Source organism: Pseudomonas sp. CG7, from assembly GCF_023701885.1.
GTDB lineage: Bacteria > Pseudomonadota > Gammaproteobacteria > Pseudomonadales > Pseudomonadaceae > Aquipseudomonas > Aquipseudomonas zanjanensis.
In genome coordinates, this window is record NZ_JABAEE010000007.1 from 13,071 (window position 1) to 35,051 (window position 21,981).

The window sequence follows — 21,981 nt, forward strand, 5'->3', positions numbered from 1 at the left end:
TATTTCTCAATTGCCTGAGTGCCGGATGAAAATCGAAAAGTGATAGGGCTGGATGAAAATAATTTAGATTCTGTTTGCGGGCGGTGGTTTTTTGGTGGGACGAATGGCCTCATCGCGAGCAAGCTCGCTCCCACATTGGAATACGAAGCCCTGTGGGAGCGAGCTTGCTCGCGATGAGGCCATCACTGACAACAATGTGCTTCAGGGCTTGGTTTCAGCCCGCGGCCCCACCACCACCCACCACCGCGTGTGATGCTCGACCTGCACCGGCAAGGTCGGCAGCAAGGCGGTCAGGGCCAGGTCGGTGTCGTGCAGCGGGAAACTGCCGGTGATGCGCAGGTCGGCCACTTGTGGTTCCACGCCCAGGTAGCCGCGCCGGTAACGGCCCAACTCATGGACCAGGTCTTCGAGGCGGGCGTTGTCCACCACCAGCATGCCGCGGGTCCAGGCGTCGGCGCCGGGGTTCAGGGCGATGGTAGGGCCGAGGCCGTCGTGGCGCATCAGCACTTGTTGGCCTTCGCGCAGGATCTGTTCGACGTCCGTGGCCTGGGGATGCGCCGCCACGGCGGATTTCAACACGCTCAGGCGCGTGCCTTCGTCTTCACGCTTGACCAGGAATCGTGTGCCCAAGGCACGCAGGCTGCCTTCGCGGGTCTCGACGATGCTCGGACGCGGGTCGTCGTGGCCGGTCTCCACCAGGATCTCGCCTTCCTGCAGGATGATGCGGCGCTGATTGTCATCGAAACGCACGTCCAGCGCGCTGTGGGTGTTGAGGTTGATCAGCGTGCCGTCGGCCAGGCGCAGGGTGCGTTGCTCGCCCGTCGCGGTGCGCTGGTCGGCCAGCCAATAGTCCAACGGCAGGTAACGCTCCCCGGCAAACAACGCCAGGCCGATGGCCGCGACAACGCTGGCAAGGCCGCTGCCCACCTTGCGTATCCGCCGGCGAATGCTCACCCGCGATTGCAGCAACGCCGCCCGCGCCGGCCCGTTGGCCAAGCTGAAGCGCTGGTCGAGCATGCCTAGCTGTCGCCAGGCCTGGGCGTGTTCTTCATCGGCGGCATGCCAGCGGGCGAACGCTTCCCGCTCCTGGGCGCTGCTCGAGTCCAGGGACAACTGCCAGGCGATGGCGGCGTCCAGCACGCTGGCCGAGACCGGTTTGGCATGGACCTGGCTCACGTCGGTTCTCCATACAGGGCGATGTAGCACTGGCGGATGCCCTGCGCCAGATACTGCCGTACCCGCGGCACCGAAACCCCCAGGCGCTCGGCAATTTCGGCGTGGCCGAGGCCGTCGAGGCGGTTATAGAGGAAGGCTGCGCGGGCCTTGCTCGACAGTTTGCCGAGCAGGCGGTCGATGGCCTTGAGGTCTTCCAGGATGATTTGCTGTTCTTCCACCGAGGGCTGCTCGGCCTCGGGGATCAGCATCAGTTCGGTGAGGTAAGCCTGCTCCAAGGCTGCGCGCCGGAAATAATCGAACAGCAGGCCCTTGGCGATGGCCACCAGAAACGCCCGGGGCTCGCGGGGTGCTTTCAGTTCCTCGCGACCCAGCAAGCGCACGAAAGTGTCCTGGCTCAGGTCCTCGGCCCGGTGCGCACAGGCCACGTTGCGTCGCAGCCATGCCAATAGCCAAGCGCGATGGTCACGGTACAACGCACCAACCAAATCACTATGGGGAGTGGGGACTGACGACACGGATCATCACCGATGTTTTAAGTAACGAGAATTGTTCGCGATTGTGGCAGAGGGTGGGGAGGGAAAGCAATTGGCGCTGGTCGGGACGAACGACTCAACACCCCTGTGGGAGCGAGCTTGCTCGCGATTGCGGTGAATCAGCTGCGTTGACATCGACCGACACTGCGCTATCGCGAGCAAGCTCGCTCCCACAGGGAGGGCTTTATGTGCCCAAGGCTTCTAAAGCGAAGGCGCCTGCTGCCGCCGTTTCCACTGGCCCAGGCGCTGTTGCAGCTCAAGCGCACTGTGGATCTGTTGCTGACGGGCGCGGCTGAACAGGATCAGCGCCAGTTCCGCCGTGGCCAGGGCGTCGGCGCTGGCGTTGTGGCGGTCGAAGACTTGCAGCTTGAACCAGTCGATCCACTCGTCCAGGCCGGACCTGCGCAGATGGGCCTGGGGGCAAAGCATCGGGGCCAGGTCCGCCACGTCGAGAAACGGATGCTGCAGGCGATAGCCCAGGTAGTCTTTCAAGGCGCGCCCGAGCATGTGGGAATCGAACGGCGCGTGAAAGGCCAACAGCGGACTGTCGCCGATGAATTCCATGAACGCCAGCAGCGCCTCTGCCGGGTCGCTGCCAGCGGCAATGGTGCTGGGGGCCAGGCCATGGATCAACACGCTTGGCCCGAGTTTCTGCTTATCGCATTGCAAGGTCCGTTCGAACTGTTGGCTGAAGTCGATGGCGCCGTCTTCAATGACCACCGCGCCGATGGACAGCACTTGGTCCTTGTTCAGGTTCAACCCGGTGGTTTCCAGATCCACCACGACCCAGCGTTGCTCCCGCAGGTTGCTTTCCCTCAGTGGCGAAGGCGCGGGGAGGCGTTCCAGGCGCTGTTGCAGCGCATCGGGTACCGTCGGTTGGGCCGGGCGCAGCCAGGAAAAAATACTCACAACTGGTACCTCAGCGTCAGGCTGCTTTGCAGGCGCTGGGCTTGGCGCAAGGATTCACGCAGGATGCGTCGATCCAGATGGTTGAGGCTGTCGGGGTCGACGCGGTTGGAATAAGGCAGGTTCTCGCGGGTTTGCAGTTGATGTTGCTGCATGCGGGTCTGCTGGATGAAGTGATAGGCCTCTTCATAGGCCGCGCCATCGAGCGGTTCGATCACCTCCTTGACGACCAATTGCCGCAAGCGCTCCAAGGTGTTGTTGGCTTCGATGCCGTTGGCCAGTGCCAGCAGGCGGGCGCCATCGACGAAGGGTGTCAGGCCCTGAACTTTCAAGTCCAGGGTCGCCTTTTCGCCATTCTTGCGGCTCAGCACGAAATCCCTGAAGCGTCCCACGGGTGGGCGATGGCGCAGCGCATTCTCGGCCATCATGCGCTGGAACAAGCGATTGTCGGCCACCTGGCCGAGGATCTGCTGGCGCAACTGCTCGCAGCCTTGCTCTTCGCCCCAGACCACCCGCAGGTCGAAATAGATGCTCGCGCCCAGCAGGTTTTCCGGCGTCGCTTCACGAATGAATGCCGAGAAGCGCCGGGCCCATTCGGCGCGGGACAGGCACAGCTCGGGGTTGCCGGCCATGATGTTGCCCTTGCACAAGGTGAAGCCGCACAGGGCCAGGCTCTGGTTGATCTGTTGGGCGATGGGCAGCAGCAAGCCACGAATTTGCGCGGCATGGGCGGCGTCCCGGGCTTCGAACAACATGCCGTTGTCCTGGTCGGTGTGCAGGGTTTGCTCGCGCCGGCCTTCGCTGCCGAAACACAGCCAACTGAACGGCACGCCCGGGTCGCCCTTGTCGGCCAGGGTCAGTTCGATGACGCGTCAGACGGTGTGATCGTTGAGCAGGGTGATGATGTGGGTGATCTGGGTCGACGACGCACCATGGGCCAGCATGCGTTCCACCAGTTGTCCGATCTCACCGCGCAGGGCCACGAGGTTTTCCACCCTGGGGGCGTTGCGGATGGTCCGGGCCAGGTGCACCAGGTCGACGCGCTGCAAGGAAAACAGATCGCGCTCCGACACCACGCCACACAGGCGCTGGTCCTTGACCAGGCAGACGTGGGCGATGTGGCGCTCGGTCATGGCGATGGCCGCGTCGAAGGCGCTGTGGTCCGGCGAAAGGAAGAAGGGTGCTTGGGTCATATGTCCTACGATGGCCTGGGAAAAGTCCCCGGAACCATCGGCCACAACCTGTCGGAGGTCGCGTAGGGTGAAAATCCCCACCGGCGCTTTTTGCTCATTCACCACCACGATGCTGCCGACCTCCTGCTCATGCATCAGCTTCACGGCTTCGCGCAGCGGTGTGTCCGGGCTGCAACTGACCGGGTGGCGCATCGCCAATTCGCCCAGTCGGGTATTGAGGGACTATTGGGTGCCCAGGTTCTGCGCCGATTTTTGCTGGACCTGTTGGTTGACCTGGTCGAGCAAGCTGCTGACCCCGCGCAGGGCGAAGTCGCGAAACGGGCCGGACAAGGCGAACAGCTTGATGAAGGCGAGTTTGTTCAGTTGCAGGCAGAACGTGTCTTCGCCGGCCCGGTGCTCGGTGCGCGTGGCTCGCTCGCCCAGCAGCGCGGCGAGGGGGAAACATTCGCCGGTAGTGATCTCGAAGGTGGTCTCGGTGCCACCCTTGGCCGAATGCGGACGTTCGCCCACCACCCGGCCCTGCTTGACGATGTAGAAGTGTTCCACCGGGCCGTCGGCTGGTTTGATGATGGTGTCACCCGGTGCGTAGAAACGCAGCAGGCATTGCTCCACCAGATAGGCCAAGTGGGCGTTTTCCATTTGGTTGAACGGGGGAAAGCGCTGGAGAAACTGCAGCGTCCCCTGGATGTTTTGCAACACCGCGGTTTTCCCTGCCTGGATGAAGGCGTCCGCTTTTTTCATAACCATTACGCAGTCTTATTCGAATTGTTGTGGTCGGATCTGTTCCCCATGGTCGGCCCCTCAGCGCAGGGTGCCCATTGGACGTAAGTCTAGGTCGGTACCTAAGGCTGGCTTAACGGAAAAGTCCTACGCTAGACGTCAGAAAAAACTTCGTTGAATGTTCTTGGAAAAAAATCCGACGAAGTGCACATTGAAGCGCCTCGGAACGATGTCTGACCACTGTGCCAGGGGATCGATTTATAGAACGTAGAGAGCACCATGTCCGACCACGATATTTTGAGTGATGCCGAGCGCGAGGCGCTGAGTGCCGTCATGCTGGAACCTGACCTGCCGCCGCAGCGCGTCTTGATCGTTGACGACGACAAGGACGCACGGGAGCTGTTGTCGGAGATCCTGGCCTTGGACGGGATTCACTGCATGACCGCCGCCAGTGGCGAAACGGCACTCAAGATGCTGGAAACCAAGCCGTCGATCGGTCTGCTGATCACCGACCTGCGCATGGGCAACGTCGATGGCCTGGAGCTGGTGCGCCTGGTGCGCGAGTCCGAGCGGGCGGCATTGCCGATCATCATCGTCTCGGGCGATGCCGACGTGAAGGATGCCATCGAAGCCATGCACCTGAGCGTGGTGGATTTTTTGCTCAAGCCGATCGATACCGAAAAGCTGTTGGGGTTGGTCAAGCATGAGTTGGGGATGGACCTCTAGGATCGTCTGCCAAGAACCGGCGCCATTCAAATGTGGGAGCGAGCTTGCTCGCGATGGCGGCCTGACATTCAACATCTCCATTGGCTGCTACACCGCTATCGCGAGCAAGCTCGCTCCCACAGGGGCATAAAAAAGCCCTGATCTTTTGATCAGGGCTTTTTCTGTGCCGCGTGGCTACTGCTCAATCACAACCCATTGGCTGCCTTGAACTCACGACGACGGCGGTGCAGCACCGGCTCGGTGTAGCCATTCGGCTGTTTGGTGCCTTCGATCACCAGCTCGACCGCCGCCTGGAAGGCGATGTTGCTGTCGAAGTCTGGTGCCAGCGGGCGGTACAGCGGATCACTGGCGTTCTGGCGGTCGACCACCGGCGCCATGCGCTTGAGGCTTTCCATCACTTGCTCTTGAGTGACGATGCCATGGCGCAGCCAGTTGGCGATGTGCTGGCTGGAAATACGCAGCGTCGCACGATCTTCCATCAGGCCGATGTCATTGATGTCCGGAACCTTGGAGCAACCGACGCCCTGGTCGATCCAGCGCACCACGTAGCCAAGGATGCCCTGTGCATTGTTGTCCAGTTCGTTCTTGATCTGCTCCGGCGTCCAGTTCGGGTTGACGGCCAGCGGGATGGTCAGGATGTCGTCCACCGACGCGCGGGCGCGCTTGGCCAGTTCGGCCTGGCGGGCGAACACGTCGACCTTGGGGTAATGCAGTGCGTGCAGGGCGGCGGCGGTCGGCGAGGGAACCCCCGCGGTGTTGGCGCCGGCCAGCGGGTGAGCGAGTTTCTGTTCGAGCATCGCCGCCATCAGGTCCGGCATCGCCCACATGCCCTTGCCGATTTGCGCGCGGCCTTGCAGGCCGGTGCTCAAGCCGATGTCGACGTTCCAGTTTTCATAGGCGCCGATCCACTTCTCGGCTTTCATGTCGGCCTTGCGCACCATCGGGCCGGCTTCCATGGAGGTGTGGATTTCATCGCCGGTACGGTCGAGGAAGCCGGTGTTGATGAACACCACGCGCTCGCTGGCGGCCTTGATGCATGCCTTGAGGTTGACCGTGGTACGGCGCTCCTCGTCCATGATCCCGACCTTGAGGGTGTTGCGCGGCAGGTTCAGCACGTCTTCGACGCGACCGAACAGCTCGTTGGTGAACGCGGCTTCTTCAGGGCCGTGCATCTTCGGCTTGACGATGTACACCGAACCAGCGCGGCTGTTGCGGCGCGAGGTGTTGCCGTTGAGGCTGTGGATCGCCGCCAGGCTGGTGACCAGGCCGTCGAGGATGCCTTCCGGCACTTCGTTGCCATCCTTGTCCAGTATCGCGTCGATGGTCATCAGGTGGCCGACGTTGCGCACGAACAGCAGCGAGCGGCCGTGCAACGTGACGCTCGAACCGTCGACGGCGGTGTAGACACGGTCAGGGTTCATGGTCCGGGTAAACGTCTGGCCGCCCTTGGCGACTTCTTCCGACAGATCACCCTTCATCAGGCCGAGCCAGTTGCGGTAGATCACCACTTTGTCATCGGCATCGACGGCGGCGACCGAGTCTTCGCAGTCCATGATGGTGGTCAGTGCGGCTTCCATCAGGATGTCTTTGACACCCGCGGCGTCGGTCTGGCCGACCGGGGTGCTGGCATCGATCTGGATTTCGAAGTGCAGGCCGTTGTGTTTCAGCAGCACGGCGGTCGGTGCCGAAGCATCGCCCTGGAAACCGATCAACTGGGCATCGTCACGCAGGCCGCTGTTGCTGCCGCCCTTGAGGGTGACCACCAGTTTGCCGTCGATGATTTTGTACGCGGTGGAATCGACATGGGAGCCGGCCGCCAGGGGCGCCGATTCGTCGAGGAAAGCACGGGCGAAGGCGATGACCTTGTCGCCGCGGACCTTGTTGTAGCCTTTGCCTTTTTCCGCACCATCGGCTTCGCTGATGGCATCGGTGCCGTACAGCGCGTCATACAACGACCCCCAGCGGGCGTTCGAGGCGTTGAGGGCGAAGCGGGCGTTCATCACTGGCACCACCAGTTGCGGGCCGGCCATGCGGGCAATTTCGTCATCGACGTTTTGGGTCGTGGCCTGGAAATCCGCCGCTTCTGGCAGCAGGTATCCAATGTCTTGCAGGAAGGCTTTGTAAGCCACGGCGTCGTGAGCCTGGCCGGCACGGGCCTGGTGCCAGGCATCGATCCGCGCCTGGAAATCATCGCGTTTGGCGAGTAGGGCTTTGTTCTTCGGGGCCAGGTCGTGGATGACCTTGTCGGCACCGGCCCAGAACGCGTCGGCGGTGAGGCCGGTTCCGGGAATGGCTTCGTTATTCACGAAGTCGAACAGGACTTTGGCGACCTGCAGGCCACCGACTTGAACGTGTTCAGTCATTGCTTGCCTCACTCTGCTCAGCTATTTCGCTTTTCAGCTCTTCGATTTTGACAATGAAGCCTCGGGACATTTAAACCACAAACCCCGGAACCAGTACATGCCATCGCTGGCGGCTGGGTATTCAAGCCTTGCTGACGGGGCTTTTCAGGGATGCGACTGGCCTTAAGCAGACATCGGTACAACAGGGGTATCGCGATTATGTAGTGCGCGCTGCGGAATACTACATGATCAATTGCGGTTGTGAAAATTAGACTAATTGCGTCGTTCCGCGACCGACTAAAGTGTTACGGTCACGTCGGGACACGGGATGTTCTCAAAAAACAGAGTGATTGTTCCAGATAATTTTAGGTTTCGTGCACAAAACCCCGTGGCGAGGGAGCTTGCTCCCGCTTCAGTGCGCAGCACTGATCCAACCCTTCTGGGCCCGCTACGCGGTCCAGCGGGAGCAAGCTCCCTCGCCACGAAAGCGCGACCGTGTTGATTTTCTGCCTTGCCTATACTGTCTCTTCCATCAACAAGAGGACTGCGCCATGGACCACCTCGTCATCACTGTTTTCGCCCCGGACAAGCCCGGGCAGGTCGAGCGCATCGCCGATTGCATCGCCGCCCATGGCGGTAACTGGCTGGAGAGCCGCATGTCGCGCTTGGCCGGGCAGTTTGCCGGGATCCTGCGAATCAGCGCCCCGGCCGAGGCCCATGAAGAATTGATCGAAGCGCTGCAAGGGTTATCGGCCCACAGTATTCGTGTGTTGATCGCGCAAAGCCCCGTCGAGGAGTCCTGCTCCTGGAAACCCATCACCATGGAGCTGGTGGGCAATGATCGTCCCGGTATCGTGCGGGACATCACCCGGTTGTTGAGCGAGCAGGGCGTCAATGTCGAACGCTTGGTGACCCATGTCCGGCCGGCACCGATGAGCAGCGAGCTGCTGTTTCATGCCGAGGCGTTCCTGGGCGTGCCCTTGACCCTGTCGCTGGAGGCGTTGCAGGAACGCCTTGAGACCTTGGCCGATGAGTTGATGGTAGAACTCAAGTTCAGCGACGAAGCGTGACGAGGGTTATCCAAGGAAAAACTGCGCCTGCCTGTGGATAACCTGTAGAGACCTGGCCCCAGCCCAGGCCTGCCGGGGCTCAGCGGCAGATGATCAAAAAATCACCAGTTTTCAAGGGCTTGTGCACAAACGGCGGGGATCACGCTGTGGATAACCTTGGGAAGGATAAGCGCAGGCCACGCCAGGCGTGGCCTGTAGAGATTTGTATGTTTTTTGATCAGTTACGTCGGCGCATGCTGATCACGGCATCGACGCTGTACACCGCCAGCCCGGCCCAGATAAACAGGAACGCTACCAGCGTGCTGGACGACAGATGCTCACCGAACAGCAGCACGGCGAGCAACAGCACCAGTGTCGGCGCGATGTACTGGAGAAAACCGATGGTCGTGTAGGGTAAATGCCGGGTTGCGGCGTTGAAACACACCAACGGCACCAGCGTCACGGGGCCGGCCGCTACCAGCCACCAGGCTTCGGAGGTGGTCCAGAATGCCGCCTGGGCACTGGTGGCCGTGGGGTTGAACAGCAACCAGGCGATGGCGATTGGCACCAGCATCCAGGTTTCCACCACCAGTCCCGGCAAGGCCTTGACCGGCGCCTGTTTGCGGATTAGCCCATAGAAACCGAAGGTCAGCGCCAGCACCAGCGACACCCACGGCAGGCTGCCCACTTGCCAGACCTGCTGCGCCACGCCGACTGCCGCCAATCCTACCGCCAGCCATTGCATGCGGCGCAGGCGCTCACCGAGGATCAACATGCCCAGCAACACGTTGACCAGCGGGTTGATGTAATAACCCAGGCTGGCTTCGAGCATGCGCTCGTTATTCACTGCCCAGACGTAGGTCAGCCAGTTGGCCGCGATCAGCGTCCCGCTCAGGGCGAGGATCGCCAGGCGTTGTGGATTGTCCCGCAGTTCGCGCCACCAGCCCGGGTGTTTCCACACCAGCAGCAACGCCGCGCCGAACAGGGCCGACCACAGCACCCGGTGGATGATGATTTCCACCGACGGCACGCTGGCGATGGCCTTGAAGGAGATCGGGAACAGACCCCAGATGATGTAGGCACTCAGGCCCAGGATGTACCCGCGACGCGGGTTGGCGGCTTGCATGCAGAATCCTTGCTTAGGCAGCTAACAAAGGGTGATTGTAAGGAGATTTGTCTGGTTGTGCTGTGAACCTTGTTAGGAAGTGGTTCCACCGCAGGCCCCCTGTGGGAGCGAGCTTGCTCGCGATGGCGGTGGAACAGCCGCCATTTATATTGACTGACAAGCCATTATCGCGAGCAAGCTCGCTCCCACAGGAGATTTGCGGTGGCTGTTGGGGCCGAGACCAATCAGAACAGCTTCAACGGCTCTTCATTGAGCGCCGCCAGTTGCTCGCGCAACGCCAGCACCTGGTCGCCCCAGTAGCGTTCGCTGCCGAACCACGGGAAGCTGCGGGGGAAGGCCGGGTCGTCCCAGCGCCGCGCCAGCCAGGCGCTGTAGTGCATCAGGCGCAGGGCCCGCAGCGGCTCGATCAGCGCCAGTTCACGGGGATCGAAATCATGGAACTCCTGGTACCCGTCCATCAATTCCGACAACTGTCCCAGGCATTCCTGGCGATCGCCGGCGAGCATCATCCACAAATCCTGCACCGCCGGGCCCATGCGGCAATCGTCGAGGTCGACGATGTGGAACACCTCATCGCGGCACATCATGTTGCCGGGATGGCAATCGCCGTGCATGCGGATGTTCTGGTGGGGTGTGGCGGCGTAGACCTCTTCGACGCGCTTGAGCAGGTCCCGGGCGACCGACTCGTAGGCCGGCAGCAGGCCGCGGGGGACGAAGCCGCTTTGCAGCACTGTCTCCAACGAGTCGTGGCCGAAATTCTTCACGCCCAAGGCTTCACGGTGCTCGAATGGCCGGGTCGCCCCGAGCGCGTGCAGGCGCCCAAGCAGTTGTCCCAGGCGATAGAGTTGGTCGAGATTGCCCGGCTCCGGCGCTCGGCCGCCGCGACGGGGAAACAGGGTGAAACGGAACCCGGCGTGCTCGTGCAGGCTGGCGCCGTTGTGGATCAGCGGCGCCACCACGGGCACTTCGTAGTCTGCAAGTTCGAAGGTAAAGCTGTGCTCTTCCAGGATCGCTTCGTTGGTCCAGCGCTGGGGGCGATAGATCTTGGCGATCAGCGGCTCGGAATCTTCGATGCCGACTTGATAGACGCGGTTCTCGTAGCTGTTGAGGGCCAACACGCGGGCGTCGCTGAGAAAGCCGATGCTTTCAACGGCATCGAGCACCAGGTCGGGCGTGAGGGTGTCGAACGGATGGGACATGCTGACTCCTGCGCAGCGGCAGGGCTGCCGCGTCCGGCCCAGCATGGTAGCGCAGACAGAGGCAGATAGGTGGTGGCTGTGGTGGCTGTACTGAAGCTATCGCGAGCAAGCTCGCTCCCACAGGGATAGACGGTACGCCGAAGATCCATTGTGGGAGCGAGCTTGCTCGCGATGAGGCCCAATCAGGCGCCGATGACTCCGCCATCCTCCCGGGTGATCACCATCACCGACGAGCGCGGCTTGCCGTTGGGCAGGTGCTCAGGGAAAGTGGAGCCGCCGCTGGGATGCTGGATCCCGACGAACAGCGTCTTGTAGTCCGGCGCGAAACTGATCCCGGTCACTTCGCAGCCTACCGGCCCGACCATGAAGCGGCGGATCTCACCGCTGTTGGGGTCGGCGCACAGCATCTGGTTGTTGCCCATGCCCGCGAAGTCGCCTGCGTTGCTCGAGTCACCGTCGGTCTGGATCCACAGCCGCCCGGCCTTGTCGAAGCCCAGGCCATCGGGGCTGTTGAACATGTTCTGCGGGTTGATATTGGACGACCCGGCCTTCGGCGTACCCGCGTGTACCGTTGGGTTGCCGGCGACCACGAACAGGTCCCAGTCGAAGGTCTTGGAGGCGTGGTCGTCACGGTCGGTGCGCCAGCGCAGGATCTGCCCATAGACGTTCTTGGCCCGCGGGTTCGGCCCGTCCACTGGCTGGCCGGCATCGCCACGCTTGGAGTTGTTGGTCAGGGTGCAATAGACCTGGCCGTCCTTGGGGCTGACCACGATCCACTCCGGGCGGTCCATGCGCGTGGCGCCAACGGCAGTGGCGGCCAGGCGCGCATGGATCAACACCTCGGCCTGATCAGCGAAACCGCTGCTGGCGTCGATGCCGTTCTTGCCATGGGTCAATTCGATCCATTGGCCTTTGCCCTTGGGATGGTCCGGGTTGCCGTCGCCGGCATCGAAGCGCGCCACGTACAAGGTGCCATGGTCCAGCAGGTTGCGGTTGGCCTTGGCATTGCGATGGTTGATGCGCTCGCGGCTGACGAACTTGTAGATGAACTCGCCACGTTCGTCATCGCCCATGTACACCACGGCGCGCCCGTCATTGGTCTGCGCAAGGGCCGCGTTTTCATGCTTGAAGCGGCCCAGGGCGGTGCGCTTCACCGGGGTGGACTCTGGATCGAACGGATCGATTTCCACTACCCAGCCGTGGCGATTGTGTTCGTTGGGGTTCTTCGCCAGATCGAAACGCGGGTCGTGCAAGTGCCAATTGATTTCGCTGCTGGTGACGGTGGCGCCATAGCGTTTTTGTGCCGCGTCGAATTGCAGGTCCGACTTGCTGCTGCCGAAGCAGTCAGTGAAATTCTCTTCGCAGGTCAGGTAGGTGCCCCACGGGGTCATGCCGTTGGCACAGTTCTGGAACGTGCCGAGCACTTTCTTGCCACTCTTGTCGGCGCTGGTCTTCAGCAGGTCGTGGCCAGCGGCCGGGCCGCGCAGGCGGATTGGCGTGTTGCCGTGGATCCGGCGGTTGTAGCGCGAGTCCTGGACGAATTGCCATTGGCCGCGACGGCGCTGGATTTCGATCACCGACACGCCTTCGCTGGCCTGGGCCTTGCGCACGTCTTCGGCCGACTGCGGTTGGCCGCCGTGAGGGAACAGGTATTGGTAGTTGGTGTACTCGTTGTTGATCGCCAACAGCGCCCGGTTCTTGTCGCCGGGGAATTCGAACAGGCTCATGCCGTCGTTGTTGTCGCCAAACTGCACTTCCTGTGCACGGGCGGTGCCATTGCCGCTGGGGTCGAACGCCGGTGCATTTTTCTTCAGCGGCTGGCCCCAACTGATCAGCACCGAGGCCTTGTAGCCTGGCGGCAAGGTAATGGTGTCGGCGGTGGAGGCGGCAATGCTGTTGAAGCCCAGCATGCTTTTATTGCCTTCGCTCACGGCGGCGGCCATGACGCTGCGGCTCAGCAGGTTGCCGCCCAGGAACATCGCCGCGCCGCACAGGGCGCCAGCGCCGATGAAACGGCGACGGCTCAGGCCGACGATCTTTTCCAGGTCGGTGGATTGGTTTTCTTCTAATAGGCTCATCATCAGGCTCCCTGCTGGTTTTGGCAGTCACCTTAAAGCGGGTCGATGAAACTATTGTTGCAACGCGCTACAGCGGTGTGCCGAGCAGCACATTTGTCGCTGAAAACGTCACTTGCACAGGTGAGCCGGTTGCCAGGTCCTGCGCTTGCAACTGTAGCGGATCGGCCAGGGCGCACAGCGTCTGGCCGTTGGGCAGGCCGATGCGCACTTCGCTGGGACCGTTTTCGGCGGCGTCGACCTGCTCGATCACGCCGCGCAAAATATTGATCCCCGGTTTTTCCCCTTGCTCGACAGGATGCAATTGCAGCCAGCCGGCCTTGATCAACGCCACCACGTCGGTGCCGACTCCCAACTCCAGGCGCAATGTGCTGTCGTGGGTGATCTGCGCTTCGATGACCAGGCCCCGGGCCAGCTCCAGGCGTACCCGGTCGTTATGTCCCTGGGCCTCGATGCCCAGGACTTTGCCGTGCAATTGATTGCGGGCGCTGGTGCGCAGCATCAGGCGGCTGAGCAGGCCCAGGTCGCCAGCGTCTTCGCTGGCTTCGAGCAGTTGCACCTGCAGTGCTTGCAGGCGCAGATACAGGCGCAGCACCCGTTGGCCTTCCTCCGACAGCTTGGCGCCGCCACCGCCCTTGCCGCCGACGCTGCGCTCCACCAGCGGTTGATCCGCGAGGTTGTTCAACTCATCGATGGCGTCCCACGCCGCCTTATAGCTCAGGCCCGCGCTCTTGGCGGCGCGGGTGATCGAACCTTGTTCGGCGATGTGCTGCAGCAGGGCGATGCGTTGAGGTCGCCGGACGATGTGCTGGGTCAGGAGCGTGGGCAATGACATGACAGAAAACTGCGTGCGAAGGTCGATGGGCGGACGTTGGCGCCTTGGGCGCGGCACGTCAAGCCGGCTCACCGGGTTTCGGCGTGCGGGCCAGGCAGTACACATCGACCCGCGCGGCGCCGGCATCGAGCAATAGAGCCGCCAGCGCCTGGGCGGTGGCGCCGGTGGTGAGCACATCGTCGACCAATGCCAGGTGACGGTCACGCAACGTTGCCTGGGGCACCAGGGCAAAGGCCTGGCGCAGGTTATGTCGTCGGGCCTTGGCATCGAGGGCCTGTTGGGCGGGGGTATCCTGGGTGCGGCGCAGCAGGTGTTCTTCGCACGGGATGGCCAACGATCCACTGAGCCAGCGGGCCAGCAGCGCCGCTTGGTTGAAACCCCGCTGGCGCAGGCGTCGGGTCGCCAGTGGCACCGGTACCAAGGCGTCGGGCCGTTCCAGCCCTTCGTCGAAATGATGTTGCAGCGATTGCGCCAGCAGTTCGCCCAGCAGCCGGCCGAGAGGCCATTTCGCCTGATGCTTGAAACGGGTGATCAGGCTGTCCACCGGGAAGTCATAGGTCCAGGGCGCCAGGACCCGTTCGAAGGCCGGCGGTCGCGAGGTACATTGGCCGCAACGCAACCCGGCCATGGGCAGCGGCAGGGCGCAGACGCTGCATTGATCGCCGAGCCAGGGCAGCTCGCTTTCGCAGGGGGTGCAGATAGGCTGCGGCGTATCGGTGCTTTCGCCACATAGCAGACAGAATTGTTTGTTTTTTAACCAGATGTAAACCGGTCCTTTGTATCGTGGTTGACAGCGCATGACTCTTCCTTAAATATGCCGAACATCCGTGTCGCGCCTGTGGGTATTCCATGCCCCAGGCGCCAGCCAAGCATAATCAAGGAAATGCCCATGAGCGCCAGCACCACTGCCAACCTGCGTCATGACTGGTCTTTGGCCGAAGTCAAAGCACTCTTTGTCCAGCCATTCAATGACCTGTTGTTCCAGGCGCAGACCGTGCACCGCGCGCACTTCGACGCCAATCGCGTCCAGGTTTCCACGCTGCTGTCGATCAAGACCGGCGCTTGCCCGGAAGATTGCAAATATTGTCCGCAGTCCGGTCACTACAACACCGGGCTGGATAAAGAGAAATTGCTCGAAGTGCAGAAGGTCCTCGAAGAGGCTGCACGGGCCAAGGCCATCGGTTCGACCCGTTTCTGCATGGGCGCGGCGTGGAAGCACCCGTCGGCCAAGGACATGCCGTATGTGTTGGAAATGGTCAAGGGCGTGAAGGCCATGGGCCTGGAAACCTGCATGACCCTGGGCCGCCTCGACCAGGAGCAGACCGAAGCACTGGCCCAGGCTGGCCTGGACTACTACAACCATAACCTCGACACCTCGCCGGAGTTCTACGGCAGCATCATCACCACCCGCACCTACAGTGAGCGCCTGCAAACCCTGGCCTACGTGCGTGATTCGGGAATGAAGATCTGCTCCGGCGGGATCCTGGGCATGGGCGAGTCCCTGGATGACCGCGCCAATCTGCTGATCCAGCTGGCGAACCTGCCGGAGCACCCGGAATCGGTGCCGATCAACATGCTGGTCAAGGTCGCCGGCACGCCGCTGGAGAATGCCGAAGACATCGATCCGTTCGATTTCATCCGCATGCTCGCCGTGGCGCGGATCATGATGCCCCAGTCCCACGTACGTCTTTCCGCCGGTCGCGAAGCGATGAACGAGCAAATGCAGGCCCTGGCATTTTTTGCTGGCGCCAACTCGATTTTCTACGGCGACAAGCTGTTGACCACCGCCAACCCGCAGGCCGACAAGGACATGCAGTTGTTCGCACGCCTGGGCATCCAACCCGAAGCCCGCGAAGAACATGCTGACGAAGTGCACCAGGCGGCCATTGAACAGGCGTTGGTGGAGCAGAAGAGCAGCGAGCAGTTCTACAACGCCGCTGTTTGATCACGCACCGATTCCCGGATTGGCATGCAAGGCCCTGTGGGAGCGAGCTTGCTCGCGATGGCGATGGAACATTCAACATTTATGTCGACTGGCTCACCGCTATCGCGAGCAAGCTCGCTCCCACAAGGGGCTTTGGCCAATCCTTAAACAGTTGAGGCCTGCATGCCCTTCGATCTCGCCGCACGCCTGGCTGCCCGTCGTGCCGACAATCTCTATCGCCAGCGCCCGCTGCTCGAAAGCCCCCAGGGCCCGGAAGTGGTGGTGGACGGCCAGCCCCTGCTGGCGTTCTGCAACAACGATTACCTGGGCCTGGCCAACCATCCGCAAGTGATCGAGGCCTGGCGCGCGGGGGCGGCCCGTTGGGGCGTCGGCGGTGGCGCTTCCCATCTGGTGATCGGCCACAGCGGTCCGCATCACGCCCTGGAAGAAGCCTTGGCCGACCTGACGGGGCGTCCGCGAGCGTTGCTGTTCACTACCGGTTACATGGCTAACCTCGGCGCGGTCACCGCGCTGGTGGGGCAGGGCGACACGGTGCTGGAAGACCGTCTCAACCACGCCTCGTTGCTCGACGCCGGGCTGCTGTCCGGTGCGCGCTTCAACCGATACCTGCACAACGATGCCCGGAGCCTGGCCCAACGCTTGGAAAAAGCAGTGGGCAACACCCTGGTGGTCACCGACGGTGTTTTCAGCATGGATGGCGATGTGGCCGATTTGCCGGCGCTCGCCCGTGAAGCCAAGGCCAAGGGCGCCTGGCTGATGGTCGACGATGCCCACGGTTTCGGTACGTTGGGCGTTGCCGGCGGCGGTGTCGTCGAACATTTCGGCATGAGCCGGGAGGACGTGCCGGTGCTGGTCGGCACGTTGGGCAAGGCGTTTGGCACGGCCGGTGCCTTTGTGGCGGGCAGTGAAGAACTGATCGAAAGCCTGGGCCAGTTCGCGCGGCCCTACATCTACACCACCAGCCAGCCGCCGGCCCTGGCCTGCGCCACCCTCAAGAGCCTCGAACTGCTGCGCAGCGAACATTGGCGGCGCGAACACTTGCAGGTGCTGGTCCGCCAGTTCCGCCAGGGCGCCGAGCAGATCGGCCTGCAACTGATGGACAGCTTCACGCCGATCCAACCGATCCTGATTGGCGATGCGGGGCGGGCCATGCGCATGTCGCAGATGCTGCGTGAGCGCGGGCTGATGGTGACGGCGATCCGTCCACCCACCGTGCCGGCCGGCAGCGCTCGCTTGCGTGTGACCCTGACCGCCGCCCACAGCGAGGCCCAGGTGCAGCTATTGTTGAATGCACTGGCCGAGTGTGTTGCCCTGTTGGGGCCGGAGCCAAGCCATGCGTGATCGACTGATTCTAATACCCGGTTGGGGCTTGGGCGTTTCACCGCTGGAACCGCTGGCGGCGGCCCTGCAAGGACTCGATGAACACCTGCGGGTGGAAATCGAACCGTTGCCGGCATTGCTGTCGAGCGATCCCGATGAATGGCTCGAAGAGTTGGACGCCACCGTGCCCCAGGACGCCTGGCTCGGCGGCTGGTCCTTGGGCGGCATGCTGGCCTCGGCGCTGGCGGCGCGTCGGGGTGAGCGCTGCTGCGGCTTGTTGACCTTGGCCAGCAATCCGTCCTTTGTCGCCCATGAACAATGGCCGAGCGCGATGGACGGCCAGACCTTCGATGGCTTTCTCGCCGGCTGTGCGGCCGACCCACGCCAGACTCTCAAGCGTTTCAGCTTGCTGTGTGCCCAGGGCTGCGCCGATCCGCGCGGCTTGTCGCGGTTGCTGTTGGCCGGGGCGCCGAACACTTCGCCCGAAGTGCTGATGGCCGGGCTCGAGCTGCTGGTGCAATTGGACATTCGCGCTGCATTGCAGAGCTTTCGCGGCCCGCAATTGCATCTGTTTGCCGGGCTCGACGCCTTGGTGCCGGCTGAGGCTGCGGGTGATTTGCTGGCCTTGTTGCCGGATGTCGAAATCGGCCTGATCGAACAGGCCGGCCACGGATTTCTTCTGGAAGACCCCCATGGTGTAGCGGGGGCGATCCAGGCTTTTTTGCATGAGTCCGGTGATGACTGATTTGTCTCTTCCCCCTTTGCCTGGTGCCTTGCCTGACAAACGCCAGGTGGCGGCTTCGTTTTCCCGGGCGGCGAGCAGCTATGACAGCGTGGCCGAGCTACAGCGCGACGTCGGCCAGCAATTGCTCGACCGCTTGCCGCCTTCGTTCATGCCGCAACGTTGGCTGGACCTGGGTTGTGGCACCGGCTATTTCACCCGCGCCCTGGGCGCGCGTTTCGGCGCGAGCAGAGGCCTGGCGCTGGATATCGCCGAAGGCATGCTCAACCATGCTCGACCCCAAGGTGGCGCCGCGCATTTTATCGCTGGTGACGCCGAGCGGCTGCCTTTGCAGGCGGAGAGCTGCGACCTGGTGTTCTCCAGCCTGGCGGTGCAATGGTGCGAGGATTTTGCCGCGGTGCTGAGAGAGGCGTATCGGGTATTGAAACCGGGCGGAGTGTTGGCCTTTACCAGCCTCTGCGTAGGTACGTTGTACGAATTGCGCGACAGTTGGCGTCAGGTGGATGGCTTGGTGCACGTCAACCGTTTCCGTGGATTCGAGACGTATCAACAGCTTTGCGCGGCCAGCGGGTTGAACGTTGTCAGTCTTGAAAACCGTCCCCATGTGTTGCATTACCCCGACGTGCGCAGCCTGACCCACGAATTGAAAGCACTGGGCGCCCATAATCTGAACCCTGGTCGGCCTGGCGGCTTGACGGGCAGGGCGCGGATCCTCGCGCTGGTTGAAGCTTATGAGCAGTTTCGTCAGGCACAGGGGCTGCCCGCGACTTACCAAGTGGTCTACGCCGTTTTGGAGAAACCGCTATGAGCCAGGCTTATTTCATTACCGGCACCGACACTGATGTCGGCAAGACCACCGTCGCGGCGGGCCTGCTACACGCGGCGCGGCAGGCCGGCATGAGCACGGCTGCCGGAAAACCCGTGGCCTCCGGCTGCGCCGTGACGCCCAAGGGCCTGCGCAACGCCGATGCCTTGGCCTTGCTGGCGGAATGCTCGATACCGTTGACTTATGCACAGGTCAATCCGGTGGCGTTCGAGCCGGCAATCGCGCCGCACTTGGCCGCCCGGGAGGCCGGTGTTGCGTTGACGGTGCAGTCGCTGTTGGGGCCGATGCGCGAAGTGCTGGCGCTGGACGCCGACTTCACGTTGATCGAAGGCGCGGGCGGTTGGCGCGTGCCGCTGGTCGGCCAGGATAACCTGTCCGACCTGGCGATAGCGCTGGGCTTGCCGGTGATCCTGGTGGTGGGTGTGCGCCTGGGTTGTATCAGCCACGCCTTGTTGACCGCCGAGGCGATCGCCCGTGATGGCTTGCCGCTTGCCGGTTGGGTCGCGAACATCATCGACCCGGCCACCTCGCGCCTGGAGGAAAACCTGGCAACCTTGGCCGAGCGACTTCCGGCGCCTTGCCTGGGCAGGGTGGCGCGGATCCAGAGTGTGACGGCTGAAGCCGTGGCCGAACACTTGCAATTGGATCTGCTGGACTGACACACCCCAGCAAGGTTTTGCCTATGGCAAGGCACTGTGCCATTAGTGTTTTTGTCGGGCCTTTTCCCTGGCCTTCTGATTCAATGGTCACTGTCGACCCTTCAAGAAGACGAACTCTGCCATGGAAATCTCAGGAAACACCGCGTTCTACGCCGGTCTGAGCACGATTCAGACAGGGCAGAACCGCGTCGATCAGGCCTCCAGCCAGATCGCCAACAATACGATCGAGCGTTCGATCACCAGCCAGTCGTCCGAAGTCCAGGTGGATCGCTTGCGGTCAGTGGATCGCAGCCAGCAGTCGGACCTGGCCAGCAACGTGGTCGAAATGGCCCAGGGCAAGTCCCAGGTGGAATTGGGTGTGAGCGTCGCCAAGGCATCCGACGAAATGCTCGGTACGTTGATCGATACCTTTGCCTGATCCTGTTCTTCCAGGATTACGAAAACGCCGCGATTATTCGCGGCGTTCTTGTCTCTAACGTCTTATTGCTCAACTAATCTTTTCCTACGCGCATCGCGAATTCTTCAGCGCGATAGCTTTCCTGTGTCCGACATTTTTCTCCAGCTGATGACGAACGGCAAAAGATCGGCGCTTGACAAGATTTGGGCGTAAACGTATGTTTCAAACAACTGTTTGACCGCTACAATAAATCCACGCGGTCGTTCATTCCCGGTTACATCAGCAGAGGTTTATCGCTATGCCTGACTACAAGGCCCCCTTGCGTGATATTCGCTTCGTTCGTGACGAACTGCTTGGCTACGAAGCGCATTATCAGAGCCTTCCGGCTTGCCAGGACGCAACTCCGGACATGGTTGACGCCATTCTCGAAGAAGGCGCCAAGTTTTGTGAGCAGGTGCTGGCTCCGCTGAACCGCGTGGGTGACATCGAAGGTTGCACCTGGAGCGAGTCCGGCGTGAAAACCCCGACCGGTTTCAAGGAAGCCTACAAGCAGTTCGTCGAAGGCGGCTGGCCAAGCCTGGCCCATGACGTCGAGCATGGTGGTCAAGGCCTGCCGGAATCCCTGGGCCTGGCGGTCAGCGAGATGGTCGGTGAAGCCAACTGGTCGTGGGGCATGTACCCGGGCCTGTCCCATGGCGCGATGAACACGATTTCCGAACACGGTACGCCCGAACAGCAAGAAGCCTACCTGACCAAACTGGTGTCCGGCGAATGGACCGGCACCATGTGCCTGACCGAACCGCACTGCGGCACCGACCTGGGCATGTTGCGCACCAAGGCCGAGCCTCAGGCCGACGGTTCCTACAAGGTTTCCGGTACGAAGATTTTCATCTCGGCCGGCGAACACGACATGGCCGACAACATCGTCCACATCGTGCTGGCACGCCTGCCCGACGCACCGGCTGGCACCAAGGGCATTTCCCTGTTCATCGTTCCCAAGTTCCTGCCTAACGCCGACGGCACCATTGGCCAGCGCAACGCGGTGAGCTGTGGCTCCCTGGAACACAAGATGGGCATCCACGGCAACGCCACCTGCGTGATGAACTTCGACGCGGCCACCGGTTTCCTGATCGGCCCAGCGAACAAAGGCCTGAACTGCATGTTCACCTTCATGAACACCGCGCGTCTGGGCACTGCGCTGCAAGGCCTGGCCCACGCCGAGATCGGCTTCCAGGGCGGCCTGAAATATGCCCGTGACCGCCTGCAGATGCGCTCCCTGACCGGCCCGAAAGCGCCGGACAAGGCCGCTGACCCGATCATCGTCCACCCCGACGTGCGTCGCATGCTGCTGACCATGAAAGCCTTCGCCGAAGGTAACCGGGCGATGGTCTACTTCACCGCCAAGCAGGTCGACATCGTCAAATACGGCGTGGATGAAGAAGAGAAGAAAAAAGCCGATGCGTTGCTGGCGTTCATGACCCCGATCGCCAAGGCCTTCATGACCGAAGTCGGCTTCGAATCGGCCAACCACGGGGTGCAGATCTATGGCGGCCACGGTTTCATCGCCGAGTGGGGCATGGAGCAGAACGTTCGCGACAGCCGCATCTCGATGCTGTACGAAGGCACCACCGGCATCCAGGCCTTGGACCTGCTGGGTCGTAAAGTGCTGATGACCCAGGGCGAGGCACTCAAGGGCTTCACCAAGATCGTCCACAAGTTCTGCCAGGGCAACGAAGGCAACGAAGCGGTCAAGGAGTTCGTTGAACCCCTGGCTGCGCTGAACAAGGAATGGGGCGAACTGACCATGAAGGTCGGCATGGCGGCCATGAAGGATCGCGAAGAAGTCGGTGCGGCCTCGGTGGACTACCTGATGTACTCCGGTTACGCCTGCCTGGCTTATTTCTGGGCCGACATGGCGCGCCTAGCGGCGGAAAAACTCGCCGCCGGCACCACCGAAGAAGCCTTCTACACCGCCAAGCTGCAGACCGCGCGCTTCTACTTCCAGCGCATCCTGCCGCGTACCCGTACCCATGTGGCAACCATGCTGTCGGGCGCCAACAACCTGATGGACATGAAAGAAGAAGACTTCGCGCTGGGCTACTAAGCCTTAAGCGGTTCTTCACACAGCCGCTGCTTCTTCGGGAGCAGCGGCTTTTTTGTGGCCGCTGTAAATCCCATAGCCACCGCAGGCGCTTGTGGGAGCGAGCTTGCT

At 62.1% G+C, this 21,981-nt stretch carries 18 protein-coding genes and 1 pseudogene; 9 read left to right on the forward strand and 10 right to left on the reverse strand.

Going from position 1 to position 21,981, the window contains the following annotated elements:
• Nucleotides 1-201 precede the first annotated feature (201 nt).
• The 4 genes and pseudogenes from HGO40_RS04760 to HGO40_RS04775 all read right to left on the reverse strand — a co-directional run bounded on the left by HGO40_RS04760 (nt 202) and on the right by HGO40_RS04775 (nt 4,549).
• The gene (locus HGO40_RS04760) at nt 202-1,176 is read right to left on the reverse strand and encodes a FecR domain-containing protein (protein ID WP_250962104.1); all 975 of its coding nucleotides are present in this window, start codon (nt 1,174-1,176) and stop codon (nt 202-204) included.
• The gene (locus HGO40_RS04765) at nt 1,173-1,691 is read right to left on the reverse strand and encodes an RNA polymerase sigma factor (RefSeq protein ID WP_018607416.1); all 519 of its coding nucleotides are present in this window, start codon (nt 1,689-1,691) and stop codon (nt 1,173-1,175) included. Before HGO40_RS04765 ends, HGO40_RS04760 begins: the two co-directional genes overlap by 4 nt.
• Nucleotides 1,692-1,910: 219 nt before the next feature.
• On the reverse strand, nt 1,911-2,618 hold the full coding sequence (locus HGO40_RS04770; protein WP_250962105.1) for a 3'-5' exonuclease: 708 nt from the start codon (nt 2,616-2,618) through the stop codon (nt 1,911-1,913).
• Nucleotides 2,615-4,549: pseudogene (locus HGO40_RS04775) on the reverse strand (putative nucleotidyltransferase substrate binding domain-containing protein). Before HGO40_RS04775 ends, HGO40_RS04770 begins: the two are co-directional and overlap by 4 nt.
• A gap of 258 nt (nt 4,550-4,807) precedes the next feature.
• Here HGO40_RS04775 and HGO40_RS04780 point away from each other — a divergent pair.
• Nucleotides 4,808-5,254: a response regulator gene (locus HGO40_RS04780; protein ID WP_053126003.1), complete on the forward strand. Its 447-nt coding sequence runs from the start codon at nt 4,808-4,810 to the stop codon at nt 5,252-5,254.
• Nucleotides 5,255-5,439: 185 nt separating this feature from the next.
• Here HGO40_RS04780 and HGO40_RS04785 read toward each other — a convergent pair whose 3' ends face one another.
• Nucleotides 5,440-7,617, reverse strand: coding sequence for a malate synthase G (locus HGO40_RS04785; protein WP_250962106.1), 2,178 nt, complete (start codon nt 7,615-7,617; stop codon nt 5,440-5,442).
• 530 nt (nt 7,618-8,147) lie between these two features.
• Between HGO40_RS04785 and HGO40_RS04790 the strand changes: the two genes are divergently transcribed.
• Nucleotides 8,148-8,666, forward strand: coding sequence for a glycine cleavage system transcriptional repressor (locus HGO40_RS04790; RefSeq protein WP_250962107.1), 519 nt, complete (start codon nt 8,148-8,150; stop codon nt 8,664-8,666).
• 217 nt (nt 8,667-8,883) lie between these two features.
• Here the strand turns inward: HGO40_RS04790 and rarD are convergent, their stop codons facing one another.
• The 5 genes from rarD to HGO40_RS04815 form a co-directional block, all read right to left on the reverse strand.
• Nucleotides 8,884-9,771 (reverse strand): EamA family transporter RarD, encoded by an 888-nt coding sequence (gene rarD / locus HGO40_RS04795; protein WP_250962108.1) that lies wholly within the window; start codon nt 9,769-9,771, stop codon nt 8,884-8,886.
• A 224-nt stretch (nt 9,772-9,995) separates the two neighbouring features.
• Nucleotides 9,996-10,970: a serine/threonine protein kinase gene (locus HGO40_RS04800; RefSeq protein WP_250962109.1), complete on the reverse strand. Its 975-nt coding sequence runs from the start codon at nt 10,968-10,970 to the stop codon at nt 9,996-9,998.
• Between the two features lie 182 nt (nt 10,971-11,152).
• Entirely contained in the window at nt 11,153-13,048 is a 1,896-nt protein-coding gene (locus tag HGO40_RS04805) for a PhoX family protein (RefSeq protein WP_250962110.1), read from the reverse strand.
• A gap of 67 nt (nt 13,049-13,115) precedes the next feature.
• Nucleotides 13,116-13,880 carry a TOBE domain-containing protein gene (locus HGO40_RS04810; RefSeq protein ID WP_250962111.1) on the reverse strand — a complete coding sequence of 255 codons (765 nt, stop codon included), beginning with the start codon at nt 13,878-13,880 and terminating at the stop codon, nt 13,116-13,118.
• Between the two features lie 58 nt (nt 13,881-13,938).
• Nucleotides 13,939-14,679 carry a ComF family protein gene (locus HGO40_RS04815; protein WP_250962112.1) on the reverse strand — a complete coding sequence of 247 codons (741 nt, stop codon included), beginning with the start codon at nt 14,677-14,679 and terminating at the stop codon, nt 13,939-13,941.
• A 90-nt stretch (nt 14,680-14,769) separates the two neighbouring features.
• Between HGO40_RS04815 and bioB the strand changes: the two genes are divergently transcribed.
• The 7 genes from bioB to HGO40_RS04850 all read left to right on the forward strand — a co-directional run bounded on the left by bioB (nt 14,770) and on the right by HGO40_RS04850 (nt 21,873).
• A complete protein-coding gene (bioB, locus tag HGO40_RS04820; protein ID WP_014340550.1) occupies nt 14,770-15,825 on the forward strand; it encodes a biotin synthase BioB in 1,056 nt (351 codons plus the stop codon).
• 162 nt (nt 15,826-15,987) lie between these two features.
• On the forward strand, nt 15,988-17,166 hold the full coding sequence (bioF, locus tag HGO40_RS04825) for an 8-amino-7-oxononanoate synthase (RefSeq protein ID WP_250962113.1): 1,179 nt from the start codon (nt 15,988-15,990) through the stop codon (nt 17,164-17,166).
• Nucleotides 17,159-17,890: an alpha/beta fold hydrolase gene (locus HGO40_RS04830; RefSeq protein ID WP_250962114.1), complete on the forward strand. Its 732-nt coding sequence runs from the start codon at nt 17,159-17,161 to the stop codon at nt 17,888-17,890. The genes bioF and HGO40_RS04830 overlap by 8 nt, the downstream gene beginning before the upstream one ends.
• Nucleotides 17,883-18,695, forward strand: coding sequence for a malonyl-ACP O-methyltransferase BioC (bioC, locus tag HGO40_RS04835; RefSeq protein WP_250962115.1), 813 nt, complete (start codon nt 17,883-17,885; stop codon nt 18,693-18,695). Before HGO40_RS04830 ends, bioC begins: the two co-directional genes overlap by 8 nt.
• Nucleotides 18,692-19,372: a dethiobiotin synthase gene (gene bioD / locus HGO40_RS04840; protein ID WP_250962116.1), complete on the forward strand. Its 681-nt coding sequence runs from the start codon at nt 18,692-18,694 to the stop codon at nt 19,370-19,372. The genes bioC and bioD overlap by 4 nt, the downstream gene beginning before the upstream one ends.
• A gap of 121 nt (nt 19,373-19,493) precedes the next feature.
• Complete coding sequence (locus tag HGO40_RS04845; RefSeq protein WP_250962117.1) at nt 19,494-19,790, forward strand: pyrroloquinoline quinone biosynthesis protein PqqE; 297 nt, start codon at nt 19,494-19,496, stop codon at nt 19,788-19,790.
• Nucleotides 19,791-20,067: 277 nt separating this feature from the next.
• A complete protein-coding gene (locus HGO40_RS04850; RefSeq protein ID WP_053125979.1) occupies nt 20,068-21,873 on the forward strand; it encodes a phenylacyl-CoA dehydrogenase in 1,806 nt (601 codons plus the stop codon).
• The last annotated feature ends 108 nt before the right edge of the window (nt 21,874-21,981 follow it).

What these genes read in the sequence shown, in the direction of transcription:
- bioD (WP_250962116.1), top strand. Translation starts at nt 18,692, where the DNA reads ATGAGCCAGGCTTATTTCATTACCGGCACCGACACTGATGTCGGCAAG.
- HGO40_RS04830 (WP_250962114.1), top strand. Translation starts at nt 17,159, where the DNA reads ATGCGTGATCGACTGATTCTAATACCCGGTTGGGGCTTGGGCGTTTCA.
- HGO40_RS04850 (WP_053125979.1), top strand. Translation starts at nt 20,068, where the DNA reads ATGCCTGACTACAAGGCCCCCTTGCGTGATATTCGCTTCGTTCGTGAC.
- HGO40_RS04790 (WP_250962107.1), top strand. Translation starts at nt 8,148, where the DNA reads ATGGACCACCTCGTCATCACTGTTTTCGCCCCGGACAAGCCCGGGCAG.
- HGO40_RS04780 (WP_053126003.1), top strand. Translation starts at nt 4,808, where the DNA reads ATGTCCGACCACGATATTTTGAGTGATGCCGAGCGCGAGGCGCTGAGT.
- rarD (WP_250962108.1), bottom strand. Translation starts at nt 9,771, where the DNA reads ATGCAAGCCGCCAACCCGCGTCGCGGGTACATCCTGGGCCTGAGTGCC.
- HGO40_RS04800 (WP_250962109.1), bottom strand. Translation starts at nt 10,970, where the DNA reads ATGTCCCATCCGTTCGACACCCTCACGCCCGACCTGGTGCTCGATGCC.
- HGO40_RS04810 (WP_250962111.1), bottom strand. Translation starts at nt 13,880, where the DNA reads ATGTCATTGCCCACGCTCCTGACCCAGCACATCGTCCGGCGACCTCAA.
- HGO40_RS04805 (WP_250962110.1), bottom strand. Translation starts at nt 13,048, where the DNA reads ATGAGCCTATTAGAAGAAAACCAATCCACCGACCTGGAAAAGATCGTC.
- bioB (WP_014340550.1), top strand. Translation starts at nt 14,770, where the DNA reads ATGAGCGCCAGCACCACTGCCAACCTGCGTCATGACTGGTCTTTGGCC.
- bioF (WP_250962113.1), top strand. Translation starts at nt 15,988, where the DNA reads ATGCCCTTCGATCTCGCCGCACGCCTGGCTGCCCGTCGTGCCGACAAT.
- HGO40_RS04815 (WP_250962112.1), bottom strand. Translation starts at nt 14,679, where the DNA reads ATGCGCTGTCAACCACGATACAAAGGACCGGTTTACATCTGGTTAAAA.
- HGO40_RS04845 (WP_250962117.1), top strand. Translation starts at nt 19,494, where the DNA reads ATGGAAATCTCAGGAAACACCGCGTTCTACGCCGGTCTGAGCACGATT.
- HGO40_RS04785 (WP_250962106.1), bottom strand. Translation starts at nt 7,617, where the DNA reads ATGACTGAACACGTTCAAGTCGGTGGCCTGCAGGTCGCCAAAGTCCTG.
- bioC (WP_250962115.1), top strand. Translation starts at nt 17,883, where the DNA reads ATGACTGATTTGTCTCTTCCCCCTTTGCCTGGTGCCTTGCCTGACAAA.